Below are 26445 nucleotides of genomic sequence, written 5' to 3' on the forward strand. Positions count from 1 at the left end.
TAATATGTCACCACTCCCGCAGCATCCGGCCACGCATCACGCCGTCTTCCGGCAGCTCCTCTTGGATGGCCCCATGTCCCGGGCTGAACTGGCGCGCCGCTGCGGCTTGTCGAAACAGACGCTGACGCTCATCTGCCGGGCGCTGGAGACCGCGGGCGTCATCCGCCAGACCGGCGAGACCGGAGGTCACATCGGGCGCCGGGCTTCCGTTTTTGCCCCGGTTCCGGAAGCAGCCTGCTGCGCCGTGGTGGATCTGGGCGGCACCAAGGTGGCCGTGGCGCTCTCAACCCTCACCGGCACGCTGCTGCCCGGCCTGACGGAGCCAACGGACAGCCGGGGCGGCCAGCACGTCATCACCCAGATCGCCCGCCTGTGCCGGGAAGCGGCAGCCGCTGCAAGGCTTGACTGGAGCCGGGTGCGCCATGCCGTCATCGGTGTGCCCGGCGCACCGGACCTCACGACCGGCCGGGTGATGATGGCGCCCAACATTCCCGGCTTTGACGCATTCGACGTATGCGCCGCCTTTGCCGAAGCGCTCGGCTGCAGCGTGCAGCTGGAAAATGACGTGAACCTCTCCGCCGAAGGCGAGCGGTGGGCTTTGTCTGCCGCCGCTCCTGTTCTGGACATGGCCTATGTTTCCGTGGGCACAGGCATCGGCTGCGGCCTCATCTGCGATGGCCGGCTCTTGCGCGGCGCCGCACATGCGGCCGGAGAAATAGCCTTCCTGCCCTTCGGCGCTGATCCGTTCGACCCGCAATCGCGGGACTGCGGTGCGCTGGAGCAGGAAGCAGGCTCGCACGGCATGCGCCGCCGCTACCAGGCGCTGAGCGATGAAGACCTCACCGTGCCGGAAATTTTCGCCCGGGCAGAACAAGGCGATGCCGCCGCCAAAGCCGTTCTGGAGGAAACGGCCCGGCTGGCCGCCCGCGCCATTGCCGCCCTTGCCGCCATCACCAACCCCGCCCTTGTGGTGCTGGGCGGCTCGATCGGCGCAAGGCCGGATTTCATCGCCCGCGTCAGCGCGCTTCTGCCGCTGTGCCATCCGGCTCCACCGGAGATCCGCCGCTCGCAGCTCGGCGGCGGCGCCCCGCTGACAGGTGCCGCAAGGCTGGGCCTTCCCCGTCTGATCGAGGCGGCCCTCGGCGGCTGAGCAACGCACCTCGTTCCACAGGCACCCTCCCCCGGATGGCCTCGGTATAAACACGGTTGCTCTTGCGCCGTTTCCCCCGCTACGTTTGCTGCCGGTAAGGCTCACGGGAGGAGACCTTGTGCCCGTGTGGCCATGAGCCAGAAGGCAGTTGCGGCCCCTGCCGCGCTGCATGCCGGACGAAAAGACCGGAACCAAAAGGGAGGCATATTCATGAACCTGATCAAGCGTTCGCTTGGTGCTGCTGCCATCGCTGCCACGGCCATGGGCGTTGCCATGGCCCCGGCCAAGGCCGAATTCATCAACGTGCTTACGGGCGGCACATCCGGCGTCTACTATCCGCTGGGCGTTGCCCTGTCGAAAATCTATGGCGACAAGATCGAAGGCGCCCGCCCGCAGGTGCAGGCCACCAAGGCCTCGGTCGAAAACCTCAACCTGCTGCAGCAGGGCAAGGGCGAGATCGGCTTTGCCCTCGGTGATTCCGTCAAGCTCGCCTGGGAAGGCGATGCCGAGGCCGGTTTCAAGGCGCCCCTGACCAAGCTGCGCGGCATTGCCGCCATCTATCCGAACTACATCCAGATCGTTGCCTCCAAGGACAGCGGCATCACCGATCTGGCCGGCCTGAAGGGCAAGAGCCTGTCCGTGGGTGCGGCCAAGTCCGGCACCGAGTTGAACGCCCGCGCCATCTTTGCCGCCGCCGGCATGGGTTACTCGGATCTGTCCAAGACCGAATACCTGCCCTTCGCCGAGTCCGTGGAACTGATGAAGAACCGCCAGCTCGACGCCACCCTGCAGTCCGCAGGCCTTGGCGTTGCCTCGCTGAAGGACCTTGCCACCTCGGTTCCGGTCAACATGGTCGCCGTACCGGAAGATGTGGTCGCAAAACTGGGTGCCCCCTATATCTCCGCCACCATTCCGGCGGGCACCTATGACGGCCAGAGCGCCGATGTGCCGACGGTCGCGGTCGTCAACTTCCTCATCACCCATGAGGATGTCTCGGAAGAAACCGCCTACCAGATGACCAAGCAGCTGTTCGAGAACCTGCCGGAAATGGTCGCCGCCCATGCGGCCGCCCGGGCCATCAGCCTCGACAATGCCCTCACCGGCATGCCCGTGCCGCTGCATCCCGGTGCCGAACGCTACTACAAGGAAAAGGGCCTGATGTAAGGGCCCCGGCTGACGGGGGGAGCGCAGCATCTGCGCTCCCCCTTTTTCCCTTTCCGCATTGCCGCATCCCGCGAAAGTTCGAGCCGCGCATGAGCACACCCCTCTCTCCGCAGACCCAGATTGCTGCGCCTCAGGAAGACCCGCATGGCGCTGGCTTTCAGGAAGGCTTTGAAGGCCGCCTGCTGTTCTGGATCGCCTTTGCCTTTTCCGCCTTCCAGATCGCCACGGCCGCCCATGTCATCGACCTGCCGAGCCAGATCGTGCGCGCGGTGCATGTCGGCTTTCTCGGCCTGCTGACCTTCCCGCTGGTCGCCGCCGCCCGGCATGACAAGCTGCCGGTGCGCATCGCCGCCTGGCTGATGGCTTTCGCCGCCGTTTCCGTCGCGGCCTACCAATGGTGGGATTACACGGACCTTCTGATCCGGGCAGGCGACCCGCTGCCGCGGGATCTGGTGATGGGTGTCGTCGCGCTCGTCACGGTCTTTGCCGCCGCCTGGGCCATGATGGGGCTGGCGCTGCCCATCATTGCGGGGCTGTTTCTCGCCTACTGCCTCTTCGGCCAGTATCTGCCCGCGCCGCTGGACCATCGCGGCTACGATTTTGCGCAGGTTGTCGAGCACATGACCTATGGCACGGAAGGCATCTACGGCATTCCGGTCTATGTCAGCTCCAGCTTCATCTTCCTGTTCATCCTCTTCGGCTCCTTCCTGGAGCGGGCCGGGATGATCAAGCTCTTCACCGATGTCAGCCTCGGCCTCGTCGGCCATGCCACGGGCGGGGCCGCCAAGGTGTCGGTCATTTCCTCAGGGCTTATGGGCACGATTTCCGGCTCGGGCGTTGCCAATGTGGTCACCACCGGCCAGTTCACCATTCCCCTGATGAAGCGCTTCGGCTACCGCCCGGCCTTTGCCGGTGGTGTGGAGGCCACATCCTCCATGGGTGGCCAGATCATGCCGCCGGTCATGGGCGCGGTGGCCTTCATCATGGCCGAAACGCTGGGCGTCGAATATTACGAGGTGGTGCAGGCGGCCCTCATTCCTGCCGTGCTCTATTTCGCCTCTGCCTTCTGGATGGTGCATCTGGAAGCGGGCAAGCGGAACCTGCGCGGCCTGCCGAAGGACGAACTGCCCTCCGCCGTGAAGGCGCTGAAGGAAGGCTGGTTCCTGCTGCTGCCGCTCGGCGTGCTGGTCTATCTCCTTTTCGGCGGCTACACGCCGCTCTTTGCCGGCACCATTGGTCTGGGACTGACCGTGCTGCTGATCCTCGGCGGCTCCGTCGCCCTCGGCCTGCCGCAGGGTGTCATCCGCACGATTTTCTGGATCGGCCTCGGGCTGACGGGGGCTGCCTTCTTCTCCCTCGGCATCAAGGTGCTGCTGATCGCCATTTCGGCGCTCATTCTCCTCAACATCTTCACCAAGGGCGGGCGCAACACGCTGGCCCTGTGCCGCGACAGCCTTGGAGAGGGCGCCCGCACCGCCCTACCCGTGGGCGTCGCCTGTGCCCTCGTCGGCATCATCATCGGCACCATGACGCTGACGGGTGCGGCCACCACCTTCGGCCAGTTCATCGTCAGCGTCGGCCAGAACAGCCTGTTCCTCTCGCTGCTTCTGACGATGATCACCTGCATCGTGCTGGGCATGGGCATTCCGACCATCCCGAACTACATCATCACCTCGTCGATTGCAGGCCCTGCCCTGCTGGAACTCGGCGTGCCGCTGATCGTCAGCCACATGTTCGTGTTCTATTTCGGCATCCTCGCCGACCTCACCCCGCCCGTTGCGCTCGCCTGCTTTGCCGCAAGCCCCATCGCCAAGGAAAGCGGGCTGAAGATCTCCTTCGAGGCGGTGAAGGTGGCGGCAGCCGGGTTCGTCATCCCCTTCATGGCCGTCTATACCCCGGCCCTGATGCTGCAGGATGGCGGGGCGCTGGCAGAAAGCATCGGCTATGTCCCGGCGGTGGTCTACATCGTCCTCAAGGTCGCCATCGCCATCAGCCTGTGGGGCGCAGCCGTCATCGGCTGGCTCGGCGTGCCGCTGGCCTGGTGGATGCGGGCGCTCGCCATCGCCTCGGCGTTTACGCTGGTGGCGGCCCTGCCGGTCACGGATGAAGTGGGGCTGGGGCTCTTCGCCCTCTTCGCCTTCCTCGTCTGGCGGGCCAACATGGCTGCAGGCAACAAAGCCAGCCCGAACGCAGGCGCATGAGCGCCTGCCTTCTGGCCGGAGCGCTGACACTCAGCCTCTCCGGCCCCTTCACCCTGGAATGGACCCACTCCGTCGAAAAGACGCAGTGGCAGGAAACCTGGGTGGTGACTGAGGACGGCCTTAAACTTCAGGAGGCCCGTGTGCGCGGCTCGGGCGCGGGCATGGAACCGGGCGATGGTGCCCGGCTTCAGGACGGCTGGTGGGTCTGGACGCCCACCCTGCCGCCGCAACCGGAACTCCTGCTCGCCGCCTCCGGCGCCACCGTCTCCGGCTGGACCCTCTGCGCAAACGGCACCTGCCACACGATCGGCACCGATGCCTCGCAACCAGTCAGGATTGCGCCGTGTGAGTAGGGAGCGGCTGCACCTGTCACTTCACCATGTCGCGCTGGTAGATCCAGTCGTGGTCCGGGTGGTTCTTGAAGCGCCACTTGCGCAAGGGGCCGGCCATGACGTTGAGATAATACATCTCGTAGCCATAGGGCGAGCCGCAGGGGTGGTGGCCTTTGGGGACCAGAACCACGTCGTGGTTGGAAACGGCCATCGTCTCGTCGAGGGAGCCGTCCTCGGTAAAGACCCGCTGGATGCCGAAGCCCTGCGCCGGGTTGAGCCGATGGTAATAGGTCTCTTCCAGATAGGTCATGTCCGGATAATTGTCCTCGTCGTGCCGGTGCGGCGGATAGGACGACCAGTGGCCAGAGGGGGTGAAGACTTCCGTCACCAGCAGGCTGTCAGCCACATCCCGCCCTTCCATGGCGATGTTGTGGATGTAGCGGGTGTTGGTGCCCTGCCCGCGCTGGTCGAGCTGGATGCCATCCGGTCCCAGCACCTGCGCTTCATGGGTGCCCTTGCCCGGTGCCGAGCAGACGGCCAGCGTCAGATCCGTGGTGGCGGTGACGGCCCAGTCCGACTGGTCCGGCACATAAAGGCAGGCGGGCGGCAGGCGCTCAAACACGTCCATGCGCAGGCCCATCTCGCCGAAATCCTTGCCCGATGCGGAGAGGCGGGCCTTGCCCTCGACCAGCACGAGGATGACTTCACGTCCGCCGGTGGCCTCACCAACGCTTTCGCCCGCCTTCAGGCGGTAAAGATCAAATCCCACATAGCCCCAGCCGGCGCTTTCCGGCGTGATGGCGTGGGTCTTGCCGTGGGTGCCTTGCGGCTTTCTCAGAAGCTTGCTCATGCCGTTCCGTCTCCGCCCTGTTGCGGCTTGTAGGTGATGATGAGCGCCCATGCGGCATAGGCCGCAATGGCCGCGAAGAACAGCGCCCAGCCGGTGGAGCCGTTCCAGTATTCAAACCCGGCCCAGCCAGCCGCAACCACCACAATGGCAATGCGCCGCCACAGCGGGCCGTAGAAGGAATGGGTCGGGTCAATAATCTTCATCAAGGTCTCTTTACTGCCGGGGATCAGGGGAGAGCGGGTGCGCCGAGCGTAGCAGATGGCAGGGGCCTGTGCTGCACCATATATGGTTTGAAGCTACCTGCCGTGTTTCCCCAGCTCTGCCTTTTGCCGCAGCACCCCTCTCCCCCCCTTTTACTACATGCACACATCGTACCTGAAGCCTGATCACTCAGGCACGGCGTCTCCGCCCCCCTCCCCCTCGTGGGGAAGGGTTAGGGGTGGGGGGAAAGGCCTTTCCGTCTGGCAGAGCATCCATTGACCACAGACAGCTGCTCCTCCTGACGCCTCTTCAAGAAATCATATATAATTCAGATAGTTGTGGGATCATACCCCCCACCCCTTACCCCTCCCCACGAGGGGGAGGGGGGCGGAGAGGCCCTGCAAAAGATCAAACGCATCACTGCGGGTAATCTCCGGACCTGATATGTAGATCCGCCCCCTACTCCATCACCTGCCCTTGTCGAGACCGGCTTCGCGGGCGAAGCTGCGCAGGGCGTTGAAGCCCATGCTCTGGTATTCGAAGGGATTGCGAACGCTCGGGTCCTGCTCGGCCTCGATGACGAGCCAGCCTTCGTAGCCATGCGCGGCTGCGCTCTTCAGCACGGGCAGGAAATCGACGCCACCTTCCGCATCACCCGGCACAGTGAAGACACCGCGGCGCACGCCTTCGAGGAAGGAGAGGTTTTCCTCACGCACCTGACGCATGATGTCCGGGCGCACGTTCTTGGCATGGATATGGCGCACGCGGGCCATGTGACGCTCGGCCACCGCCGCCGGGTTGCCGCCGCCGAAATAGCAATGGCCCGTGTCGAACAGCAGCTTGGTGGCTGGTCCCGTGTGCTGCATGAACAGGTCGATTTCCGCCTCGCTCTCCACCACCGTGCCCATGTGGTGGTGATAGACCAGCGTGATGCCCTGCTCTGCCGCAAAGGCCGCCAGCGCCTCGACGCCCCGGCCGAAGTCTGCCCATTCGGAGGCGGCCAGCACCGGCTTGTTGTTCACCGGCACGCCGTCATTGCCATGAATGGCATTGGAGGTTTCGCAGGTGATGATCACCTTCGAACCCACCGCCTTCAGCAGATCGAGGAAGGGCTGCATCGCCGCCTTCTCGTCCTCGATGGAGTTGGTCAGAAGGTTCAGCGAATGCCAGCCGGAGATATATTTCAGCCCGCGTCCGCCCAGTTCCCTGGCGATGCCTTCCGGCGTCGCGGGCAGCTTGTGGCCCTTCTCGATGCCGTCGAAACCGATCTTGGCGGTTTCATCGAGGCACTGCTCAAGCGGAATATGGGCGCCGAGGGTCTGGTCGTCGTCGTTGGACCAGGCAATAGGGTTGGTGCCATAGAGGATCATGGTTCAGTTTCTTTCCTGAAGCGAACGTTCGTAGGACTCGCGCGCCGCCCGCACTTCGGCACGGGCGGAAACTTCCGGCACCGCCACATCCCACCAGTGCCCGCCATGGGGCGTGGAGGGGTAGGGATCGGTGTCGATGACCACCACAAACGGGCCGCTCGCCGTCTTCGCTTCGGCAAGGGCTGCCTCCAGCTCGGCGATCGACCCGGCCTTCACCGCCTTCGCCCCCATGGCACCTGCATGGGCGACGAAGTCGATATGGCTGGGGTTGGCGTGGTTGGTGTGGTCGAGAAGGTTGTTGAACTCGGCCCCGCCGGTGCCCATCTGCAGCCGGTTGATGCAGCCGTAGCCCCGGTTGTCAGTGATGACGACCGTGATCTTCTGGCCCAGCATCACGGCGCTGGCGAGTTCGGAATTCATCATCATGTAGCTGCCGTCACCGACCATGCAGATGACGTCGCGCTCCGGCTCCGCCATCTTGATGCCCAGCGCTCCGGCGATTTCATAGCCCATGCAGGAGAAGCCGTATTCCATGTGATAGGACATGGGGCGGCTCGCCTTCCACAGCTTGTGCAATTCGCCCGGCATGGTACCGGCGGCGCACATCACCACCGTATCGGGACCGGCGGCACGCTGCACGGCGCCGATGACCTGCTGATCCGTGGGCAGGCCGTTTGCATCCGCTTCCGGAGCAGCCGTCAGCGGATCGACCTTGGCGAACCAGTCCGCCTTGAGGCTTGCGGCAACGGCCGGGCCCTTGTGGGCACCCAGCTGCGCTGACAATTCGCCAAGACAGACGCGGGCATCGCCCTGCAGCGGCACCGCGCCATGCTTCATGGCGTCATAGGCCGCAACGTTGATGGACACGAGCTTGCGCGCCGGATTGCGGAACAGGCCCCAGGAGCCGGTGGTGAAATCCTGAAAACGGGTGCCAACACCGATGACGAGATCGGCATCCTTCGCAGTGCTGTTGGCGCTTTCCGACCCGGTAACACCGACCGGGCCAAGGTTGAGCGGATGGTCCCACGGCAGTGCCGACTTGCCCGCCTGGCTTTCCACCACCGGGATCTGATGCGCCTCGGCAAAGGCCTTCAGCGCTTCCGTGGCGCCGGAATAGTGCACGCCGCCGCCTGCGATCAGCACCGGCTTCTTCGCGGCGCGGATCAGGGCCACCACTTCGGCCAGTTCTGCCTCGTCCGGGCGCTGGCGGCGCTGGCGCCAGACGCGGGGGGCAAAGAACTCTTCCGGCCAGTCATAGGCTTCCACCTGCACGTCCTGACAGAATGCCAGCGTCACCGGGCCGCAATCGGCCGGATCGGTCATCACCGCCATGGCACGCGGCAGGGCCGTCAGCAGCTGCTCTGGCCGCATGATGCGGTCGAAATAACGCGAGACCGGGCGGAAGCAGTCGTTGGCGCTGATGGTGCCGTCGCCGAAATCCTCAATCTGCTGCAGCACCGGGTCCGGCCCGCGGTTGGCGAAGACATCGCCCGGCACGAACAGCACCGGCAGCCGGTTGACATGGGCGAGCGCTGCCGCCGTCACCATGTTGGTGGCGCCGGGGCCGATGGAGGAAGTCACCGCCATGGCCCGGCGGCGGCCAAGCTGCTTGGCATAGGCGATGGCCGCATGGGCCATGCCCTGCTCGTTGTGGCCGCGCCACGTGGGCAGCGTGTCGCGCACGCCGTAGAGCGCTTCACCAATGCCGGCCACATTGCCATGGCCGAAGATGGCCCAGACCCCGGCGATGAAGGGCACGCCGTCTTCGGTCATCTGGCTGGAAAGCCAGCGCACCATGGCCTGGGCGGCGGTCAGTCTTACCTTGCTCATGCCGCAACTCCCGTTGCACCGCGTGCCGCATCCCAAGTGGCGGACAGGCGGGCGAATTTTCCGGCCATCTGTGCGATGGCCTCAGCATCCGTCATGGTTCCGGCGAGCCAGCCGCGTGCTGCCTCGCTGTAGATGGTGCGCCCCACGGCAAAACCCTTGACCAGATCATGCTGCGCGGCCGTGGCAAAGCAGGCCGCCAGCTCGTCCTCCGGTGCGTCAAGACCCAGCACCACGATGCCGCGCACACGCGGATCATAGGCCTTGATCATGTCACAGGTGCGCTTCCACGCTGCATCGGAGCGCATTGGCTCCAGCTTCCACCAGTCCGGATAGATCCCGAGCTTGTAGAAGCGCTCGATGATGCGGGCGGTCGTGTCATCATCCACCGGGCCAACCTTGGAGGGGATGACCTCGAGCAGGAACTCCAGCCGGTTGCGGCGGGCGGCGGCAAACAGGCGCTGGATCACCGCTTCCTGCTCGGCCCACAAGGCTGCGTCATCCTCCGGGTGGCAGAAGCACAGAACCTTGACCACATGCTCCAGCGGCCATTCGGTGAGCCCGCCATAATCCGGTCCCAGCTCCAGCTCCAGCGTCAGCGGACGCGAGCCGGGCCACTCGACCGGGCGGCCGATCCACAGCCCCTTGCCGGCCGCCTGATGCAGCGCATCGCGGCCAAGGCGGTTGTCGCACAGAAGGCCGTACCCGGTCCTTCCAGCAGCCACTTCTTCCACGGCGGCAAGGCAGAGCTTCTTGAAGGCGCCGATCTTCTCCGGCGTTGCCCCCGGCAGCTCCTCCATCTGACGGCGGTGGTCGAAGGCAAAGACATGCATCGACGGCCAGTCATAGGAGCGGTTGGTGGACCAGTGCACCTGCTCCAGCTCCGCATCCTTGCGCAGCGCAGGCGTGACCACACCGCGCTTCAGGAAGAACTGCAGCTCCTCCCAGGACGGATAGGCCGGCGTGCAGCCATGGCGCGACACGGCAAAGGCGCCGCAGGCATTGGCATAGGTCAGCGCACGCGGCCAGGTCTCGCCATCAAGCCAGCCCTTCAGCAGACCCGCCATGAAGCCGTCGCCCGCGCCCAGCACGTTGAACACCTCGATGGGAAAGCCCGGCCCTGCCTCGCCTTCATCCAGCGTGTCGGGAATGGCCCCGGCAAAGGCAGCAGCGCCCATGGGCCCGCGCTTGCAGATCAGCGTCGCCCCCGTCAGCGCCCGCACGGCACGAAGGGCCTCGATGGTGTTGGTGGAGCCGCCTGCAATGTGGAACTCTTCTTCCGTGCCGACGATCAGATCGAACAACGGCAGGTGCTGCTGCAGGCGGGCCGTCACCTTGGCCGAAGCAATGAAGCGGTTTTCGCCGTCGCCATGACCGGACAGGCCCCAGAGGTTGGGGCGGTAATCGATGTCGAGCGCCGTCTGGCCGCCGCTTTCGCGGGCAAGGCGCAGAGCCTTCAGCACGGCAGCTTCAGTGCGCGGATGGGACAGGTGCGTGCCGGTGGCCACCACCGCCCTTGCGCTGGCGATATATGCGGGGTCGATGTCGTCCTCGCAGATCGCCATGTCGGCGCAGTTCTCGCGGTAGAAGATCAGCGGGAACTGCTTGTCGTCACGGATGCCCAGCAGCACGAGGGCGGTGAGGCGTTCCGGGTCGGTTTTCACGCCCGTCACGTCCACGCCCTCGCGCACCAGCTGTTCGCGGATGAAGCGGCCCATGTGCTCATCCCCCACGCGGGTGATGAGGCCAGCCTTGAGGCCAAGCCGCGCAGAACCGGCGGCAATGTTGGTGGGCGAACCTCCGATATATTTCTGGAAGCTGCCCATATCCTCAAGACGGCCGCCCACCTGGGAGCCATAGAGATCGACCGAGGACCGGCCGATGGTGATGAGATCGAGGGTCTTGCTCATCCGCGTTGGTCCTTCAGCCCGTGATTTCCGAGAGGCGCACGGCCCGCCCTTCCGCGACCGACTTCAGCGCAGCCTCCGCCAGCGCCAGCGCCTTCAGCCCGTCCTCACCCGTGGTGGGCGGCACGGTTTTGTCCGTCACGGCCTTGATGAAGGCGGTGATTTCAGCGGCATAGGCTGCCGTGTAGCGGGTCATGAAGAAGTCGAGCAGCGGCGGCTTGTGATAGCCGCTGGCATCGGCCACCTCGATGTTGGCCTCGCGCAGGTTCTCTGCAGCCACCAGCCCCTTGGCTCCCAGCACCTCGATGCGCTGGTCATAGCCATAGACCGCACGGCGGGTGTTGGTGATGATCGCCTGACGGCCCGACGCGGTGCGCAGGATGATGTTGACGCTGTCAAAATCCCCGCGCTTGCCGATTTCCGGATCGACCAGAACGGAGGCAGAGGCCATCACCGTGTCCACTTCCTCGCCCAGAAGCCAGCGGGCCACGTCGAAGTCATGGATGGTCATGTCGCGGAAGATGCCGCCCGAACGGGAGATGTACTCGTACGGCGGGGGCGAAGGATCGCGCGAGGTGATCGTCACCATCTCCACATCGCCAATGCGGCCGCTGTCGATGGTGGCCTTGAGCGCGGCGAAATGCGGATCGAAGCGGCGGTTGAAGCCGACCATCAGCGTGGCGCCGGTTTCCTTCACCGTCTTCAGGCAGTCCTTGACGCGCTGGACGTTCAGATCCACCGGCTTTTCGCAGAAGATGCCCTTGCCGGCGCGGGCAAAGCGCTCGATCAGGTCTGCGTGGGTGTCGGTCGGGGTGCAGATGATGACCGCATCCACATCCTTTGCCGCTTCAATCTCGTCGATGGTGCGGATGGAGCAGCCATGCTCCGCCGCCAGCGACTGAGCCGCCGCTGCGATGGGATCGGCCACGGCAATCAGCGTGGCTCCTTCCGTCGCGGCGATCGCCTTGGCATGGACGCGGCCAATCCGCCCTGCCCCCAATACTGCGAAACGCATTGTCATGTCGGTCTTTCCTAAATTAACCCGCAACACCTCAGATCGTGCCGCCGAGCGAACCCTCAAGTTCAGCCAGTTCCTTGCCACCCGCCATCAGGTCCTGCAATTCTTCCGGCTTGATTTCCCCGCGCTTTGCGGTGCCCAGCGTCTTGCCGCGGTTCAGCACGGTGAACCGGTCACCCACCGCCATGGCATGGCGCACATTGTGGGTGATGAAGACGACACCAATGCCGCGCTTGCGCACCTTGTCGATGGTTGCCAGCACGTTGGAGGTCTGGCGCACGCCGAGCGCCGAAGTCGGCTCGTCGAGGATCAGCACCTTGGCGCCGAAATAGACCGCACGGGCGATGGCCACCGTCTGGGGCTCGCCGCCCGAAAGCGTGCCGACCGCCTGTTCCGGCTCGCGCAGGTGAATGCCCATGTTGGCCATTTCCTCCAGCGTCACCCGGTTAGCCTTGTCAAAGTCGATGAAGCGGAACGGGCCGAACTTCTTCTCCGGCTCGCGGCCCATCCAGAAATTCCGGGTGACCGACATCAGCGGGATCATCGCCAGATCCTGATAGACCGTGGCAATGCCTGCGCCCATGGCGTCACGCGGGCTGTTGAAGGCCGTAGCCTTGCCGTCCACCAGGATCTCGCCCTTGGTCGGCTTGTGCACGCCGGCCATGGTCTTGATGAAGGTGGACTTGCCGGCGCCGTTGTCGCCCAGCAGGCAGTGGCATTCTCCGGCCTTCACGTCGAAGCTGACGCCCGCCAGCGCGATCACGGGGCCGAAATGCTTCTCGATGTTGCGCAGTTCGATGAGCGGGGCGGACATCAGCGTTCTCCCGTGATCATGCGGCGGATGTAGGTGTTGAGGATCACGGCAAGGATCAGGATCGTGCCGAGGAACACCCGGAAGAGCGAACTCTCTGCGCCCGAGAAGAACAGGCCCTGCTGCACCACGCCGAAGATGATGGCGCCCAGCGCCGCGCCAATGACCGAGCCATAGCCGCCGGTGAGCAGCGCCCCGCCGATGACCACGCAGATGATCGCCTCGAACTCCTTCAGCAGGCCGCGGTCCGCCGCCGCCGAGCCGAATTCGATCACCTGGCAGGTGGCAAATACGGTGGCGCAGAAGGCGGTGAACATGAACATCAGCACCTTCACCCGGTTGACCGGCACGCCCACATAGCGGGCCGCCTGCGCATCACCGCCGGAGGCAAAGATCCAGTTGCCGAACTTGGTGCGGGTGAGAAGGATATGGCCGAAGGCGACCAGAACCAGCGCCCAGACCACCAGCATCGGCACGCCTTCCACCACCGGCAGCCCGGCCTTGGGACCAGCCACGAACTTGCCGACAAGGCCGATATCGGCAAACCAGACGAAGAGGTTCTTGAAGATCACGCCGCCGAACAGGAAGGCGAGCCAGTCGTTCTGTGCCAGATCCTTGACGCCGCCGATGATGGTCTGGCGGGTGGTGAGGATCGACAGCCAGATGGTGAGGCCGCGCAGGATGTAGAGGAAGGCCAGTGTCACGATGAAGGACGGCAGCCCGGTCTTGATCACCAGCATGCCGTTGATCCAGCCCAGCGTCACGCAGATGACAAAGGCCGCGATGATGGACACCCAGACGGGCAAGCCGAATTTGACACTCAGAATGGCGATGACAATGCCGGCAAAGCCGATCATGGAGCCGACCGAAAGGTCGAATTCGCCGGAAATCATCAGCAGGCAGGCGCCCACGGCGATGATGGCAAACTGGGCGGACACCACGGTCCAGTTCATGATGCCTTCCGGCGCGAACATGCCGGAGTTGCCCGCGATCAAAAGGAAGAAAAGGAAGACCAGAACGGTGCCGGTGGTCGCACCCAGCTCGGGCCGGATCATGGCACGGCGCAGGGCCGAGACCTGCTTGATGCGCTCGTCCGTCATGAGTTGCCTCGATTTTCAGGAAACGTCTGTTGCAAGGGGCCGGGGCGCTTTCACACCGCCCCGGCCGGGGCTGAAACCTCAGCTCATGTCAGCCGCTTAGCGGTACTGACCGGCGTATTTCTCAACCAGTGCGATGTTGTCCTTGGTGACGAAGCCCGGGCCCGAGTTGATCGAGTTGCCCGGCACGACGCCGTAACGGGCGAAGTTGGTGAGGATCACCACCGGCAGGTAGCCCTGCAGATAAGGCTGCTGGTCGATGGCGAAGTTGATGGTGCCAGCCTTGATGGCATTGGCGATTTCAGAGGAAAGATCGAAGGTGCCGAAGAAGATCTGGCCAGCCTTGCCATTCTGCTCCAGCGCCGCCAGCGTCGGGTGCGCAGAGGTGGGGCCGAGGGCGAGGATGGCGCCCGTGTCCGGGTTGGTCTGCAGATAAGCCGAGACCTTGTTCTGGATTTCGGACGGGTCCTGACCGGCATCGATCATCTGGTTGCCCAGATCCACGCCGAGCGCGGCGGCAAAGCCCTGGCAGCGTTCCACGGAGGCCGGGTTGGTGATGTAGTGGTTCACACACAGGAACGAGGTGGCACCGGCAGCCTTGGCCTTTTCGCCCGCGCCGAAGCCTGCGTCATATTCCGGCTGGCCCACATGCAGCAGCGCGCCCAGGTTCTTGGACTGCTCGATGGTGCCGGAGTTGATGGTGATGACCGGAATGCCCTTGGCCACAGCGTTGGAAATCGGGCCGGACAGCACATCATAGTCAGCGATGGTGACGATGATGCCATTCGGGTTGGATGCAGCCGCCTGCTCGACGATGCGGGCCATGTCGGCCAGATCACCGGTCGGCGGGTTGCGGTATTCGACACTGACCTTCATCTGCTCGCCGGCAACGGCGATGGCATTCTTGATGGTGTTCCACCAGCTGTCACTGTCCGGCGCATGGCTGACCAGGACGAACTTTTCACCTTCGGCAACAGCCGGAGCAGACAGGCCTGCCACGGCGATGGCCGCAGCGGCGACGGCGGTAAGCGCTTTTCTCATCATAACCTCCCAGAGTGCGGATCCGCCGGCTCCCCCCGGCGGCCACCCGGCCCGGATATGTCCGGGCTTCGGGTATGGAATATTCATTCCATTTTTAGGTTTGATGCAACAGTTTTTTTATGGTGCGGCTTTTCGTCCGGCACCAACGGCCACCGCCAGCGTGATGGCAAGCGAGAGCGTCGCCGACAGCGCACGGAAGGCACCGAAGTCAACTTCCGCCACACTCAGCACCGTCGCATCCAGTTTCTGCAGCGGGCTCATCACCGTGTCGGTGATGGCGATGACCGGCACATCCTGGCTGCGGGCAAACTCCGCCAGTTCCACCGTTTCCCCGCTGTAGGGCGAGAAGGTGATGGCCACCAGCGCATCGCCCGGACGGATGGCATGGCGGTGATCCAGCTTACCCACACCATCATGCAGAAACGCCGGAACATCCATTTTTTCAAAGGCATAGGCGAGATAGGACGCCACCGGGAAGGCACGGCGCAGGCCCACGAGATGCACCATTCCGGCTTCGGAAAGGATCTTCACCGCCCGGTCCAGATTGCGGCTGTCGACGCTGCTGGCGAGATTTTCCAGCGACATGCGGCCCGCATCGATGAACTCCGCCAGCAAGGCAGAGGGGCTGCCAGCACCGCTTTCCCGCAGGTTTCTGAGCCGTGTCGCGTAGTCCGGCCAGCCCTGCGCATAGGCATCGCGGAACAGGCGCTGCATCTCCGAATAGCCGGAAAAACCCAGGATCTTGCAGAATCGCATCAGCGCCGAGGGCTGCACTCCGGCCGCCAGCGCCATCTCGGCCACCGTCGAAACCGCGATCCGGTCCGTGTTCGCCGCCAGATATTCCGCGCATTGGCGCAGGCGTTTCGGCAGGGTTTCCGCCGCTTCCAGCAGACGGGCATGGAAGGCTTCGATGTTGCGCGGGGCGGAGAGGTGCGACATTGCGGTTTGCCAGTTCGTTGATCCTGCTTGACAAAACAGGATAGCCGCAGGATGACAATAATGGAATAAAAATTCTATTTGGTTTCGGGAGGAAATCAATGACCCTGGGGATTGGCCTGATCGGAACAGGCTTCATGGGCAAGGCGCATGCGCTCGCCTGGCGCAATGCCCGCGCCGTCATGGGCGACGTGCAGGACGTGCGGCTGGAGCTGCTCTGCGACACGCCGGAAGACAAGGCCGCCGCCTTTGCCAGCCAGTTCGGCTTCGCCCGCTCCACCGGAGACTGGCAGGCGCTGGTCACTGACCCGAAGGTGGACGTGGTGTCGATCACCACGCCAAACCGTTTCCACAAGGAGATGGCCATCGCCGCTCTGGAGGCGGGCAAGCACGTGTGGTGCGAGAAGCCGATGGGCCTGACGCTGGCCGAAGCCGAAGAGATGGCCGAGGCCGCCGCCCGCTTCGGCAAGCTGACCATGACCGGCTACAACTACACCCGCAATCCCGCCTACCGCCATGCGCAGAAGCTGGTGCAGGAGGGGCGGATTGGCCGCATCGTGCATGTGCGCGGCGCGGTGGACGAGGATTATCAGGCCGACCCGGATCTGCCCTGGACCTGGCGGGCAAAGCTTGGCGAAGCAGGCCTTGGCGCGCTGGGGGATATCGGCTGCCACCTGATCAGCCTGCTCTGCGGCATCTGCGGCCCCATCGAAAGCCTCATCGCCGACATGCAGACCGTACACGAAACCCGCCCCCTGCCGGATGGCACCGGCCGGGGCAAGGTGGAAAACGAGGATACGGCCACCGCCATCCTGCGTTTTGCCAATGGCGCACAGGGCTCCTTCGCCGCCTCCCGCTCCGCCTGGGGCCGCAAGAACCGCCTCGGCTTCGAGATCCACGGCACCGAAGGCATGATCATCTATGATCAGGAGCGGATGAACGAGCTGCAGCTCTTCGTCAACGAGGGCCCGAAGGCCGAACAGGGCTTCCGCACCATTCTCACCGGGCCGGATCACGATGTTTACGGCGCCTTCTGCCCCGCCCCCGGCCACCAGATCGGCTTCAACGACCTGAAGATCATCGAGGCCGCCGAATTCCTGCGCGCCATCGAAACCGGCACAAAGCCATGGCCGGATTTCGCAGCCGCACTGGAATTCGAAAAGGTCATCCACGCCATCGCAGAAGCTGCCCGCAGCGGCACGCGGGTGAGCGTGTAAGATCAACAAGAAGGCCGGAGCAGCACCTGCTCCGGCCTTGCTTGAATGCGCTCTTCCCGCCCTCCCCTATCCATCGTCTTCCCGGACGCAGCGAAGCGGAAATCCGGGACCGGTGAGCCGGGGTATAAGTTGGTTGCCTTTGGAGCCATAGCCGGGAGACCCGGGCTCACCGGTCCCGGCTCGCGCTGCGCTTGGCCGGGATGACGATGGAGAGGTTTTTCCTTCAGCGTGGACCGGAACAGCAGATGTTCCGGTCCCTATTTTTCAACAGCTTACAGCCCCGTCCACACCCCGCCCGCAGATGACGAGCGGATGCAGGCGTCGATGAAGCGCAGGCCGGCAAGGCCGTCGCTGAGGCCCGGCAGATGCTCCGGCAGGGCCACCGGTCCGCCGTCGCGTGCCGTGCGGATGGCACCCGCCGCCTCACGGTAGAGCGTGGCGAAGGCCTCCAGATAGCCTTCCGGATGGCCAGAGGGCACCCGCGTCACGGCAGCGGCAGCAGGTCCCGTGCCTGCCCCGCCGCGTGTCAGGCGGCGGCGCGGTTCGCCGAAGGGGGTGAACCACAGATGGTTCGGGTTTTCCTGCTCCCATTCCAGCCCGCCCTTGTCGCCATAAACACGCAGGCGAAGGCCGTTTTCGTTGCCGGGCGCCACCTGGCTGGCCCAGAGCATGCCGCGCGCGCCGCTGGCAAACCGCAGCAGCACGTTGACATTGTCATCCACCCGGCGGCCCGGAACGAAGGTGCTGAGATCGGCCAGCACCTGTGACGGGGCAAGCTGCGTCACGAAGGTGGCCAGCTGGAACGCATGGGTGCCGATGTCGCCGATACAGCCGCCCGCGCCCGAGCGGGCCGGATCGGTGCGCCAGGCGGCCTGTTTCTGGCCGCTTTCCTCCACCGCCTCGGTCAGCCAGTCCTGCGGATATTCCACCTGCACCAGGCGCAAGGTGCCAAGTGCGCCATTGGCGATCATCTCCCGCGCCTGCCGCACCATGGGATAGGCAGAATAGTTGTGCGTGAGCACGAACAGCCGCCCGCTGGCCTCACCCAGCTTCACCAGCTCTTCCGCATCCTCCAGCGTCGAGGTCAGCGGCTTGTCGCAGATGACGTGGATGCCGGCTTTCAGAAAGGCGCGGGCCACCGGGAAATGCAGATGGTTGGGCGTGACGATGGACACCGCCTCGATGCCGTCCGGCCTTGCCGCTTCCGCAGTGGCCATTGCTTCAAAGCTGTCATAACAGCGGGCCGGATCGACACCCAGCTCAAGGCCGGACTGGCGTGCCCGCTCCGGATCCGACGAGAAGGCGCCGGCCACGAGGTCAAAGTCACCATCCAGCCTCGCGGCCATGCGGTGGACGGCGCCGATGAAGCCGCCCTGCCCGCCGCCAACCATGCCAAGGCGCACGCGGGTGCCTTGCCCCGCCCCGCCCCTTGCTTCAATTGCCATGTTCCAGTCCTCCCTCAGCCGGCCGCAGCCGGGGCAAGGCCCAGCATCCGCCGGTTGGCAGCATCATCTGCACCGCTGGCGGCAAAGTCGTCAAAGGCCTTTTCAGTCACCCGGATGATGTGGTCCGCGATGAAGGGCGCCCCTTCGGCCGCGCCGTCTTCCGGGTGCTTGATGCAGCATTCCCATTCCAGCACGGCCCAGCCGTCATAGCCATGGGCCGTGAGGCGGGAGAAGACACCGGCGAAATCCACCTGCCCGTCGCCCAGCGAGCGGAAACGCCCGGCGCGGTTGATCCACGGCTGATAGCCGGAATAGACACCCTGGCGCCCGTCCGGATTGAACTCGGCGTCCTTCACATGGAAGGCTCGGATACGCTCGTGATAGATGTCGATGAAGGCCAGATAATCGAGCTGCATCAGCACGAAATGCGACGGATCATAGTTGATGCAGCAGCGCGGATGCCCGCCGACGCGCTCCAGGAACATCTCGAAGCTGGCGCCGTCAAAGATATCCTCGCCGGGATGAATTTCGTAGCACAGATCGACGCCCGCCTCGTCATAGGCATCAAGGATCGGCCGCCAGCGCCGGGCCAGTTCATCAAAGGCCGTATCGATCAGCCCCTCCGGCCGCTGCGGCCAGGGGTAGACATAAGGCCAGGCCAGCGCGCCGGTAAAGCTGACACTGGCATTGAGGCCGAAATGGCGCGAGGCCTTGGCCGCCTTCAGCATCTGATCCACCGCCCAGGCCTGCCGCGCGGCCGGATTGCCATGCACCGCCGCCGGGGCAAAACCATCGAATGGCACGTCATAGGCCGGATGAACGGCCACAAGCTGGCCCTGAAGATGCGTTGCAAGCTCGGTGACTTCGACGCCCGCCTCCCGGCAGATGCCGGCCACGTCCTCACAATAGCCAGCAGAGTCTGCGGCCTTGTCCAGATCGAACAGGCGGCTGTCCCAGGTCGGAATCTGAACCCCGCGATAGCCGAGGTCCGCCGCCCAGGTCACCATGGACTTGAGCGAGTTGAACGGCGCCGTATCCCCGGCGAACTGGGCCAGAAACAGACCCGGACCCTTCATCGTTTTCATGCGCACCTCCCGAGCGATGACAAAATCCCCCCTGTTCCGGCGCCTCACCCATTTGAGGAAGGACGCCGGGCTGGCGTGCTGGAACATGTTTCTGCATTTCATCCGGCAGGGGTAACGCGGATGCAAGCCGTGGATTATCATGCTCCAGACGGCCTACATGGCTTATGTAAACCTTTTTACTGTCGCTGTAAACATTTACAGACGCAGTTTGGCAAGGCATAGGTCAGAGGTTGCATATAGCCTTGCATCAAGGCAGAGACAGGGAACAGCATGCAGAGCAAGACCGCCACGATCGAGGACGTTGCGCGCCTCGCCGGTGTTTCCATCGCCACCGTCAGCCGCGCATTGCACCATCCGGCGAAGGTGGCGGAGGCCACGCGCAAGAAAGTGCTGGCGGCCATCGACAGCACCGGCTTCACCGCAAACGCCATGGCGCAGAGCCTGCGGCTGAAAAGCACGCGCATGATTCTCGTCATCGTGCCTGATATCGGCAACACCTTCTTCGCCAGCATCCTGCGCGGGCTGGAGGCCGTGGCCCAGCAGCGCGGCTATGGTCTGCTCATCGGCAACAGCGAGAATGATCCGGCCATCGAGGAAACCTATGTTTCCTATCTGCGCTCGGGCAAGGTGGACGGGCTGGTGCTGCTTTCGGGCCGCCTGCCCTGGCCTGCGGGCAGCATTCCGGCCAATCCGCCGCCGATGATCTCGGTCTGCGAGGAAATCGAAATGCCCGGCTTGCCCTTCATCGGCATCGACAATCAGGCCGCGGCACGGCTCGCCACGGAACATCTGATCGCCGCCGGCCACCGCCGCATCGCCTATGTGGCAGGCCCGGCGCGCAACATCCTGACGCGCCAGCGGCAGGACGGCTATGCTGCTGCGCTCGCAGCAGCGGACATTCCGCTCGACCCGGGCCTGCTGCTGCCCGGCGACTTTTCCATCGAAAGCGGTGTCAGGGCCGCAGCCAGCATGGATGGCATGGAGGAGCCCCCGACGGCCTTCTTCTGCGCCAATGATGAAATGGCCATCGGCGTGATCATGGAGCTGACCCGGCGCGGCCTGAAAGTGCCGGAAGATGTGGCCGTGATGGGCTTTGACGACATCCAGTTCTCCAGCTGCACCACTCCGCCGCTGACCACCGTGCGCCAGCCCCGCCGCGAAATCGGCGAGGAAGCCATGGATGTGCTGCTGGACCTGATCGAAACCGGCACCCCGCCCAGCCTGCACCGGCTCCTGCCGGTTGAACTTGTCGTACGCGGCAGCACGGGGATGCCCGCCAGCGCAAGGTGAGCGCGCAAGCAGGCAGCAGGCACTGAGTCGCCCCCGCCAAGCGCAGCGCGAGCCGGGGTCCACTCGCTTGCAGAGAGCTGCCGTTGTCTCAAGCCTTGCGGCAAGCTCACGCCCGAAGCCAGTGGCATCACCGGAAGCAATCTTCACCGCTCTGCGAACGAGTGGCCCCCGGATCTGCGCTCAGCTTCGCCCGGGGTGACGCTGAGTGTTTGGCGCAGCTGTGCTTCTGCTTCTACATCGGGAGCGCCTCAGCTGTCCGCCATCTTGCTGCAGCCTGCCCCGAACCGCCCCTCCCCGGCGCCCTCCCGGTTGTCCTTCCGAATATTTACCCTTTTCAAGCGGCGCATGCCTGTGCTATGAAAATGATGTAAACGATTACAGAGAACCCAAAGAGGCCATGAAATCGTTTCAATGGGAGGAGACCATATGAAAAAGTTTCGTCATGCCCTGCTGGCCACGGCGATGTGCCTGGTTATGCCCGCGGCCGGTCAGGCCGCCGAGATGAAGGCGGAAGTGCTGCATTGGTGGACATCGGGGGGAGAGTCCGAATCCATCAAGGTTTTTGCAGATTCTTTCAAGGCCAAGGGCGGTGAGTGGATTGATTCCGCCATTGCCGGCGGCCCCAATGCCCGCACCGCCGGCATCAACCGCATTGTCGGCGGCAATCCTCCGACGGTGATGCAGTTCAACACCGGCCTTCAGTTCGACGAGCTGGTGGCAACCGGCATGCTGAGCTCCCTTGATGAGGTGGCTGAAGCCAACAAGTGGCGGGATGTGCTGCCGCCGGACATCGTCACCGCGACGACGCGCAATGGCAGTTTCTATGCTGTCCCGGTCAATATCCATGGCCAGAACTGGCTCTGGTACAATCCGGAAGCTCTCGCCAAGGCCGGCGTCGAACCGCCGAAGACCTTTGCCGACGTAATCGCTGCCGGCGGCAAGCTGCGCGAGGCGGGAATCGTGCCCTTCGGCCATGGCGGCCAGAACTGGCAGGACCATCTGCTGTTCGATGCCGTCCTGGTGGCGGAAGCGGGCAAGGACGTGTTCCACAAGGTCTATGCTGACCGCGATACGGAGGCCGCCAAAAGCGAAGGCTTCCGCAAGGCAGCTGAAACCTTCGCCGCCCTGCGCGCATTGACCGACGAGGGCAGCCCCGGCCGCAACTGGAACGACACCACCAGCATGGTGATCACCGGCAGGGCCGCCATGCAGCTCATGGGCGACTGGGCCAAGGGCGAGTTCACGGCCGCTGGGCTTACAGCGGGCAAGGACTTCGGCTGCACCGTCATGCCCGGCGGCTATGTCATGGGCGGCGATGTTTTTGTCTTCCCCAAGGTCAGCGACAAGGGCGCCCAGGAAGCACAGGCCGCCATGGCCACGCTGATGCTGGATCCCGAAACCCAGATCACCTTCAACACGAAAAAAGGCTCGGTTCCGGTGCGGCTGGATGTGGATGTGAGCGGCATGGACAGCTGCGCACAGACCGGCATGGCCGCCCTGAAGGACCCCGAGCAGCAGGTGCCCAGCATCAACTTCATCGCATCGCCCGACCTTGTCGGCGCGACCCGCGATGTGGTGACCCAGTTCTGGAGCACCCCGTCCATGACCCCGGATGACTTCATCGCCCGGTTCATTTCCGCGATGCAATCCGCCGGCTGAACCGGCACAGGCTCCCAAGGCTCCCAGCCAGGGCTCCGGCATGTCACCGTGACACTGCCGGAGCCCATCCTCCGGAGCCATCAACCGGAGCCCATCAAGGGGTACTCGTCATGACCATAGCTCTACCGGCCGGCCGGCCGGAACGGGTGCGCACGCGCAGGCGGCGGAATCTGGCAGCCACGCTGGCCCTCGTTCCAACGGCACTCATCGTTCTGGTGGTCTTTGTGGGCTGCCTGCTCTGGACCATCCGCCTGTCCTTCACCAGTTCCAGGCTTCTGCCTGTGCTGGACTGGGTGGGTCTGCAGCAATATTCCCGCCTCTTCGCCAACGAACGCTTCCTGCTCTCGGTCGAAAACATCGCCGTCTTCGGCGTGCTCTTCATCGCCGGCTGCCTGATCCTCGGCTTTCTGCTGGCGGTTTTCATCGACCAAAATGTGCGTGGCGAGGCGGTGTTCCGCACCGTTTTCCTCTATCCCTATGCCATGTCCTTCGTGGTCACCGGCCTTGCCTGGCAGTGGTTCCTCAACCCCACGCTCGGCCTGCAGCAGATCGTCCGCGACCTCGGCTTTTCAAGCTTCCGCTTCGACTGGCTCGTCAATCCGCAGATGGTCATCTACACGCTGGTCATCGCGGGCCTGTGGCATGGCGCGGGCCTTGTCATGTGCATCATGCTGGCGGGCCTGCGCGGCATTGATGCCGACCTGTGGAAGGCCGCCCGCATCGACGGCATCCCCGTCTGGCGCACCTATCTGTCGGTGGTGCTGCCGCTGCTCGGGCCAATGATCATCACAGCCGTCGTCCTGCTCGCAACGGGCGTGGTCAAGCTCTACGACCTCGTTGTCGCCATGACGCTCGGCGGACCGGGCATTGCCTCCGAAGTGCCGGCCAAGTTCGTCATGGATCACTTCTTCGAGCGCAACAACATCGGCCTCGCCACCGCTGCCGCCACGGCCATGCTCATCGCCGTCGCCAGCGTTCTCGCCCCCTGGGTCTATGCCCGCTACATCCGCCCGCAACACGGGAGGCACGCATGAGCCAGACCGTCATCCCCTCGGGCCGCAAGCCGCAGCGCCTGACGCTCTCCCGCGCCGGTGTCTACGCCTTCCTGGTCATCAGCGCACTCTACTTCCTGCTGCCGCTGTGGATCATGCTCATGACCTCGCTGAAGGACATGGAGGAAATCCGGCTTGGCAGCATTCTCGCCTGGCCGAAGGCGCTGACCTTCGAGCCGTGGCTGCGTGCCTGGTCCTCGGCCTGCACCGGCCTTGACTGCTCCGGCATCAGCACGGGCTTCTGGAACTCGCTGAAGATCCTCGTGCCATCGGTGTTCTTCTCGGTCGCCCTGGGCGCCGTCACGGGCTACGCCCTGTCGTTCTGGCGGGTGCGGGGCGCGAACCTGATGTTCGGCATCCTGCTGATCGGCGCTTTCGTGCCCTATCAGGTGTTCCTCTATCCGCTGGTCCGCATCTTCGCCACCACCGGCATCTACAACTCGCTCCTGTGCATCGTGCTGGTTCACGTCATCTTCGGCCTGCCGCTGATGACCCTGCTGTTCCGCAACTATTATGCGGGCCTGCCCATCGAGCTGTTCAAGGCGGCGCGTGTGGATGGCGGCGGCTTCTGGACGATCTTCCTGCGGGTGATCCTGCCCATGTCGACGCCGATCCTCATCGTCGCCACCATCCTGCAGGTCACCGGCATCTGGAACGACTTCCTCTTCGGCCTCACCTTCGCCGGGCGGGAGAACCTGCCGATGACGGTGCAGCTCAACAATATCGTCAATTCGACCCAGGGCGAGCGCGCCTACAACGTGGACATGGCCGCCACCATGCTCACGGCGCTGGTTCCGCTTGCGGTCTATTTCCTCTCGGGACGCTGGTTCGTGCGGGGCATCGCCGCCGGCGCGGTCAAGGGATAACGCCATGTCTGCTGTTTCAGTCCGTGACGTCAGTGTTGCATTCGGCCAGCACCGGGTGTTCGACGGCATGTCGCTCGATATCGAGGCCGGGGAATTCATCGTCCTGCTCGGCCCATCCGGCTGCGGCAAGTCAACCCTGCTCAACGCCATCGCCGGTCTTCTCGATATCAATGAAGGCCAGATCCACATCGGCGGGCGCAATGTCACCTGGGAGGAGCCGAAGGACCGGGGCATCGCCATGGTGTTCCAGTCCTACGCGCTCTACCCGCGCATGAGCGTGCGGGAGAACATGTCCTTCGGCCTGCGCATGGCCAAGACACCCAAGCCCAGCATCGACGCCAAAGTGAGCCGTGCGGCGGACATGCTGCAGATCAGCCACCTTCTCGACCGGCGCCCCGACCAGCTCTCCGGCGGCCAGCGCCAGCGCGTCGCCATTGGCCGGGCGCTGGTACGCGATGCGGATGTGTTCCTCTTCGATGAGCCCCTGTCCAACCTCGATGCGCAGCTGCGCAATGAACTGCGCGTCGAGATCAAGCGCCTGCACCAGCAGATGCAGAACACGACCATGATCTACGTCACCCACGACCAGATCGAGGCGCTGACGCTGGCCGACCGTATTGCCGTGATGAAGGACCAGAAGATCCAGCAGCTCGGCACCCCGGCAGAGATCTATCACCATCCGGCCAATCTCTTCGTGGCCGGCTTCGTCGGCAGCCCGCGCATGAACTTCATCGAGGGCACGGTGCAGCCGGGTGACGGTGCGCCTGTTTTCACTGCACCGGGCATCCTCCAGCCGTTGAGCCAGTACCGCTTCCGCGAGCCGGTGCGTGCGCCCATGCTCGCAACGCTGGGCGTGCGGCCGGAGCATGTGCGCGTCAACACCCCCGATGCACAGCCGGGCTTCCGGGTCGATCTGCTGGAGACCCACGGCGCCGACAATCTGATGTGGTGCGCCAATGACAGCCTGTCGCTGCAGATCCGCCTGCCCGGCACCATCAGCTATCCGCTCGGCACCGCCGTCAGCCTCGCCTTTGACGCGGACCAGCTTTCCCTCTTTGGCGGCGAGGACGGCGAACGCCTCTGACCCTGCCCCTTCTTCCCTCATCTCACTGGAGCATTCGACATGCAGGACATCATCTCCATCCAGCTTTACTCCCTGCGGGACTATGGAAACCTCGCCCGTCAGCTTGAGACGCTGGCCTCCATCGGCTTTAGCCATGTGGAGACCATCGGCTCGCATCTGGCCAATGCTGCCGAAACCCGGTCCCTGCTCGACCAGCACGGGATAACCGCCCCCTCCGGTCACGTCGGGCTGGCCGACCTGCGCGAGCGGTTCGACTGGGTGGCGGATCAGGCAGCCGCCATCGGCATCTCCCAGCTCTACATGCCTGCCGTTCCCCCCGGCGAGCGCGAGGGCATGCCCGCCAACTACTGGCGCAAGCTTGGCGCAGAGCTCGGTGAAATGGCCGTGCGCCTCAAGAGCCGCAACATCGACCTCGGCTATCACAACCACCATTGGGAGCTGTTCCCCTGCGCCGATGGCGCAATCCCCTTTGATCTGCTGATCGAGGCTTCGGCCGGTTCTCCGCTGACGATCGAGGCCGATCTTGCCTGGCTGGTGCGCGGCGGTGCGGACCCGCTCGCATGGATGGCAAAGCACAAGGACCGGCTGTCGGCCATCCACGTGAAGGACATCGCGCCGCAGGGCGAGAATCTTGATGAAGACGGCTGGGCCAATGTGGGCGCGGGCACGCTGGACTGGCCGGCGCTGCACGAAGCCGCCCGCAGCCATGGCGTCCGCCTCATGGTGCTGGAGCATGACAAGCCGGCCGATGCAGCCGCCTTTGCCCGCCAGAGCTATGCCTATCTCACCGGCCTTTCCGGCGAAGCCGCCAAGACCTCCCGCAGCGCCTGAAGGAACTCCCC

23 protein-coding genes are annotated in these 26445 nt (G+C 64.4%); 11 read left to right on the plus strand and 12 right to left on the minus strand.

Annotation, left to right across the window (positions count from 1 at the left end; translation table 11 throughout):
* Positions 1-4 precede the first annotated feature (4 nt).
* The 4 genes from IF10I1_RS00095 to IF10I1_RS00110 all read left to right on the plus strand — a co-directional run bounded on the left by IF10I1_RS00095 (position 5) and on the right by IF10I1_RS00110 (position 4868).
* On the plus strand, positions 5-1150 hold the full coding sequence (locus tag IF10I1_RS00095; protein ID WP_186391821.1) for an ROK family transcriptional regulator: 1146 nt from the start codon (positions 5-7) through the stop codon (positions 1148-1150).
* Between the two features lie 210 nt (positions 1151-1360).
* Positions 1361-2314, plus strand: coding sequence for a TAXI family TRAP transporter solute-binding subunit (locus IF10I1_RS00100; RefSeq protein WP_122521928.1), 954 nt, complete (start codon positions 1361-1363; stop codon positions 2312-2314).
* Between the two features lie 89 nt (positions 2315-2403).
* Entirely contained in the window at positions 2404-4515 is a 2112-nt protein-coding gene (locus IF10I1_RS00105; protein WP_186415600.1) for a TRAP transporter permease, read from the plus strand.
* Positions 4512-4868, plus strand: a complete 357-nt coding sequence (locus IF10I1_RS00110) for a DUF1850 domain-containing protein (protein ID WP_186415599.1) — start codon at positions 4512-4514, stop codon at positions 4866-4868. The genes IF10I1_RS00105 and IF10I1_RS00110 overlap by 4 nt, the downstream gene beginning before the upstream one ends.
* Positions 4869-4884: 16 nt before the next feature.
* Here IF10I1_RS00110 and iolB read toward each other — a convergent pair whose 3' ends face one another.
* The 10 genes from iolB to IF10I1_RS00160 all read right to left on the minus strand — a co-directional run bounded on the left by iolB (position 4885) and on the right by IF10I1_RS00160 (position 15908).
* Positions 4885-5697, minus strand: a complete 813-nt coding sequence (gene iolB / locus IF10I1_RS00115) for a 5-deoxy-glucuronate isomerase (protein ID WP_186415598.1) — start codon at positions 5695-5697, stop codon at positions 4885-4887.
* On the minus strand, positions 5694-5900 hold the full coding sequence (locus IF10I1_RS00120; RefSeq protein WP_050475236.1) for a hypothetical protein: 207 nt from the start codon (positions 5898-5900) through the stop codon (positions 5694-5696). Before IF10I1_RS00120 ends, iolB begins: the two co-directional genes overlap by 4 nt.
* Positions 5901-6365: 465 nt before the next feature.
* The gene (gene iolE, locus IF10I1_RS00125) at positions 6366-7268 is read right to left on the minus strand and encodes a myo-inosose-2 dehydratase (RefSeq protein WP_122521936.1); all 903 of its coding nucleotides are present in this window, start codon (positions 7266-7268) and stop codon (positions 6366-6368) included.
* Positions 7269-7271: 3 nt separating this feature from the next.
* Complete coding sequence (gene iolD, locus IF10I1_RS00130) at positions 7272-9098, minus strand: 3D-(3,5/4)-trihydroxycyclohexane-1,2-dione acylhydrolase (decyclizing) (protein WP_186415597.1); 1827 nt, start codon at positions 9096-9098, stop codon at positions 7272-7274.
* Positions 9095-11005 (minus strand): 5-dehydro-2-deoxygluconokinase, encoded by a 1911-nt coding sequence (gene iolC / locus IF10I1_RS00135; protein ID WP_186424294.1) that lies wholly within the window; start codon positions 11003-11005, stop codon positions 9095-9097. The genes iolD and iolC overlap by 4 nt, the downstream gene beginning before the upstream one ends.
* Before the next feature lie 13 nt (positions 11006-11018).
* Positions 11019-12023 (minus strand): inositol 2-dehydrogenase, encoded by a 1005-nt coding sequence (iolG, locus tag IF10I1_RS00140; protein ID WP_186391813.1) that lies wholly within the window; start codon positions 12021-12023, stop codon positions 11019-11021.
* A gap of 31 nt (positions 12024-12054) precedes the next feature.
* The gene (locus IF10I1_RS00145) at positions 12055-12834 is read right to left on the minus strand and encodes an ATP-binding cassette domain-containing protein (protein ID WP_186415595.1); all 780 of its coding nucleotides are present in this window, start codon (positions 12832-12834) and stop codon (positions 12055-12057) included.
* Positions 12834-13931: an ABC transporter permease gene (locus IF10I1_RS00150; protein WP_122521942.1), complete on the minus strand. Its 1098-nt coding sequence runs from the start codon at positions 13929-13931 to the stop codon at positions 12834-12836. The genes IF10I1_RS00145 and IF10I1_RS00150 overlap by 1 nt, the downstream gene beginning before the upstream one ends.
* A 96-nt stretch (positions 13932-14027) precedes the next feature.
* A complete protein-coding gene (locus IF10I1_RS00155; protein WP_186391812.1) occupies positions 14028-14969 on the minus strand; it encodes a sugar ABC transporter substrate-binding protein in 942 nt (313 codons plus the stop codon).
* Positions 14970-15086: 117 nt separating this feature from the next.
* Entirely contained in the window at positions 15087-15908 is an 822-nt protein-coding gene (locus IF10I1_RS00160) for a MurR/RpiR family transcriptional regulator (protein WP_058898824.1), read from the minus strand.
* Positions 15909-16006: 98 nt separating this feature from the next.
* On the opposite strand from IF10I1_RS00160, the gene IF10I1_RS00165 reads away from it, so the two are divergent.
* Positions 16007-17122, plus strand: a complete 1116-nt coding sequence (locus tag IF10I1_RS00165; protein ID WP_186391811.1) for a Gfo/Idh/MocA family protein — start codon at positions 16007-16009, stop codon at positions 17120-17122.
* 272 nt (positions 17123-17394) lie between these two features.
* Here IF10I1_RS00165 and IF10I1_RS00170 read toward each other — a convergent pair whose 3' ends face one another.
* Together IF10I1_RS00170 and IF10I1_RS00175 are read right to left on the minus strand one after the other, a co-directional pair.
* Complete coding sequence (locus IF10I1_RS00170) at positions 17395-18567, minus strand: Gfo/Idh/MocA family protein (protein WP_186391810.1); 1173 nt, start codon at positions 18565-18567, stop codon at positions 17395-17397.
* A gap of 14 nt (positions 18568-18581) precedes the next feature.
* Positions 18582-19652, minus strand: coding sequence for a sugar phosphate isomerase/epimerase (locus IF10I1_RS00175; protein WP_058898821.1), 1071 nt, complete (start codon positions 19650-19652; stop codon positions 18582-18584).
* A gap of 270 nt (positions 19653-19922) precedes the next feature.
* Between IF10I1_RS00175 and IF10I1_RS00180 the strand changes: the two genes are divergently transcribed.
* The 6 genes from IF10I1_RS00180 to IF10I1_RS00205 all read left to right on the plus strand — a co-directional run bounded on the left by IF10I1_RS00180 (position 19923) and on the right by IF10I1_RS00205 (position 26434).
* Positions 19923-20942, plus strand: a complete 1020-nt coding sequence (locus IF10I1_RS00180; RefSeq protein WP_186391809.1) for a LacI family DNA-binding transcriptional regulator — start codon at positions 19923-19925, stop codon at positions 20940-20942.
* A gap of 426 nt (positions 20943-21368) precedes the next feature.
* Complete coding sequence (locus tag IF10I1_RS00185) at positions 21369-22601, plus strand: ABC transporter substrate-binding protein (protein WP_244274618.1); 1233 nt, start codon at positions 21369-21371, stop codon at positions 22599-22601.
* A gap of 110 nt (positions 22602-22711) precedes the next feature.
* Positions 22712-23635 (plus strand): carbohydrate ABC transporter permease, encoded by a 924-nt coding sequence (locus IF10I1_RS00190; protein WP_094463774.1) that lies wholly within the window; start codon positions 22712-22714, stop codon positions 23633-23635.
* The gene (locus IF10I1_RS00195) at positions 23632-24519 is read left to right on the plus strand and encodes a carbohydrate ABC transporter permease (RefSeq protein WP_186391808.1); all 888 of its coding nucleotides are present in this window, start codon (positions 23632-23634) and stop codon (positions 24517-24519) included. The genes IF10I1_RS00190 and IF10I1_RS00195 overlap by 4 nt, the downstream gene beginning before the upstream one ends.
* A gap of 4 nt (positions 24520-24523) precedes the next feature.
* The gene (locus IF10I1_RS00200) at positions 24524-25603 is read left to right on the plus strand and encodes an ABC transporter ATP-binding protein (RefSeq protein WP_186391807.1); all 1080 of its coding nucleotides are present in this window, start codon (positions 24524-24526) and stop codon (positions 25601-25603) included.
* 39 nt (positions 25604-25642) lie between these two features.
* A complete protein-coding gene (locus IF10I1_RS00205; RefSeq protein WP_186391806.1) occupies positions 25643-26434 on the plus strand; it encodes a sugar phosphate isomerase/epimerase in 792 nt (263 codons plus the stop codon).
* Positions 26435-26445 lie beyond the last annotated feature (11 nt).

This window comes from Pannonibacter sp. I15F10I1 (genome assembly GCF_900185665.1).
Classification (GTDB): domain Bacteria; phylum Pseudomonadota; class Alphaproteobacteria; order Rhizobiales; family Stappiaceae; genus Pannonibacter; species Pannonibacter indicus.

Coding starts and splice junctions, on each gene's coding strand:
- IF10I1_RS00095 (WP_186391821.1), top strand. CDS start 5: ATGTCACCACTCCCGCAGCATCCGGCCACGCATCACGCCGTCTTCCGG.
- IF10I1_RS00100 (WP_122521928.1), top strand. CDS start 1,361: ATGAACCTGATCAAGCGTTCGCTTGGTGCTGCTGCCATCGCTGCCACG.
- IF10I1_RS00105 (WP_186415600.1), top strand. CDS start 2,404: ATGAGCACACCCCTCTCTCCGCAGACCCAGATTGCTGCGCCTCAGGAA.
- IF10I1_RS00110 (WP_186415599.1), top strand. CDS start 4,512: ATGAGCGCCTGCCTTCTGGCCGGAGCGCTGACACTCAGCCTCTCCGGC.
- iolB (WP_186415598.1), bottom strand. CDS start 5,697: ATGAGCAAGCTTCTGAGAAAGCCGCAAGGCACCCACGGCAAGACCCAC.
- IF10I1_RS00120 (WP_050475236.1), bottom strand. CDS start 5,900: ATGAAGATTATTGACCCGACCCATTCCTTCTACGGCCCGCTGTGGCGG.
- iolE (WP_122521936.1), bottom strand. CDS start 7,268: ATGATCCTCTATGGCACCAACCCTATTGCCTGGTCCAACGACGACGAC.
- iolD (WP_186415597.1), bottom strand. CDS start 9,098: ATGAGCAAGGTAAGACTGACCGCCGCCCAGGCCATGGTGCGCTGGCTT.
- iolC (WP_186424294.1), bottom strand. CDS start 11,005: ATGAGCAAGACCCTCGATCTCATCACCATCGGCCGGTCCTCGGTCGAT.
- iolG (WP_186391813.1), bottom strand. CDS start 12,023: ATGACAATGCGTTTCGCAGTATTGGGGGCAGGGCGGATTGGCCGCGTC.
- IF10I1_RS00145 (WP_186415595.1), bottom strand. CDS start 12,834: ATGTCCGCCCCGCTCATCGAACTGCGCAACATCGAGAAGCATTTCGGC.
- IF10I1_RS00150 (WP_122521942.1), bottom strand. CDS start 13,931: ATGACGGACGAGCGCATCAAGCAGGTCTCGGCCCTGCGCCGTGCCATG.
- IF10I1_RS00155 (WP_186391812.1), bottom strand. CDS start 14,969: ATGAGAAAAGCGCTTACCGCCGTCGCCGCTGCGGCCATCGCCGTGGCA.
- IF10I1_RS00160 (WP_058898824.1), bottom strand. CDS start 15,908: ATGTCGCACCTCTCCGCCCCGCGCAACATCGAAGCCTTCCATGCCCGT.
- IF10I1_RS00165 (WP_186391811.1), top strand. CDS start 16,007: ATGACCCTGGGGATTGGCCTGATCGGAACAGGCTTCATGGGCAAGGCG.
- IF10I1_RS00170 (WP_186391810.1), bottom strand. CDS start 18,567: ATGGCAATTGAAGCAAGGGGCGGGGCGGGGCAAGGCACCCGCGTGCGC.
- IF10I1_RS00175 (WP_058898821.1), bottom strand. CDS start 19,652: ATGAAAACGATGAAGGGTCCGGGTCTGTTTCTGGCCCAGTTCGCCGGG.
- IF10I1_RS00180 (WP_186391809.1), top strand. CDS start 19,923: ATGCAGAGCAAGACCGCCACGATCGAGGACGTTGCGCGCCTCGCCGGT.
- IF10I1_RS00185 (WP_244274618.1), top strand. CDS start 21,369: ATGAAAAAGTTTCGTCATGCCCTGCTGGCCACGGCGATGTGCCTGGTT.
- IF10I1_RS00190 (WP_094463774.1), top strand. CDS start 22,712: ATGACCATAGCTCTACCGGCCGGCCGGCCGGAACGGGTGCGCACGCGC.
- IF10I1_RS00195 (WP_186391808.1), top strand. CDS start 23,632: ATGAGCCAGACCGTCATCCCCTCGGGCCGCAAGCCGCAGCGCCTGACG.
- IF10I1_RS00200 (WP_186391807.1), top strand. CDS start 24,524: ATGTCTGCTGTTTCAGTCCGTGACGTCAGTGTTGCATTCGGCCAGCAC.
- IF10I1_RS00205 (WP_186391806.1), top strand. CDS start 25,643: ATGCAGGACATCATCTCCATCCAGCTTTACTCCCTGCGGGACTATGGA.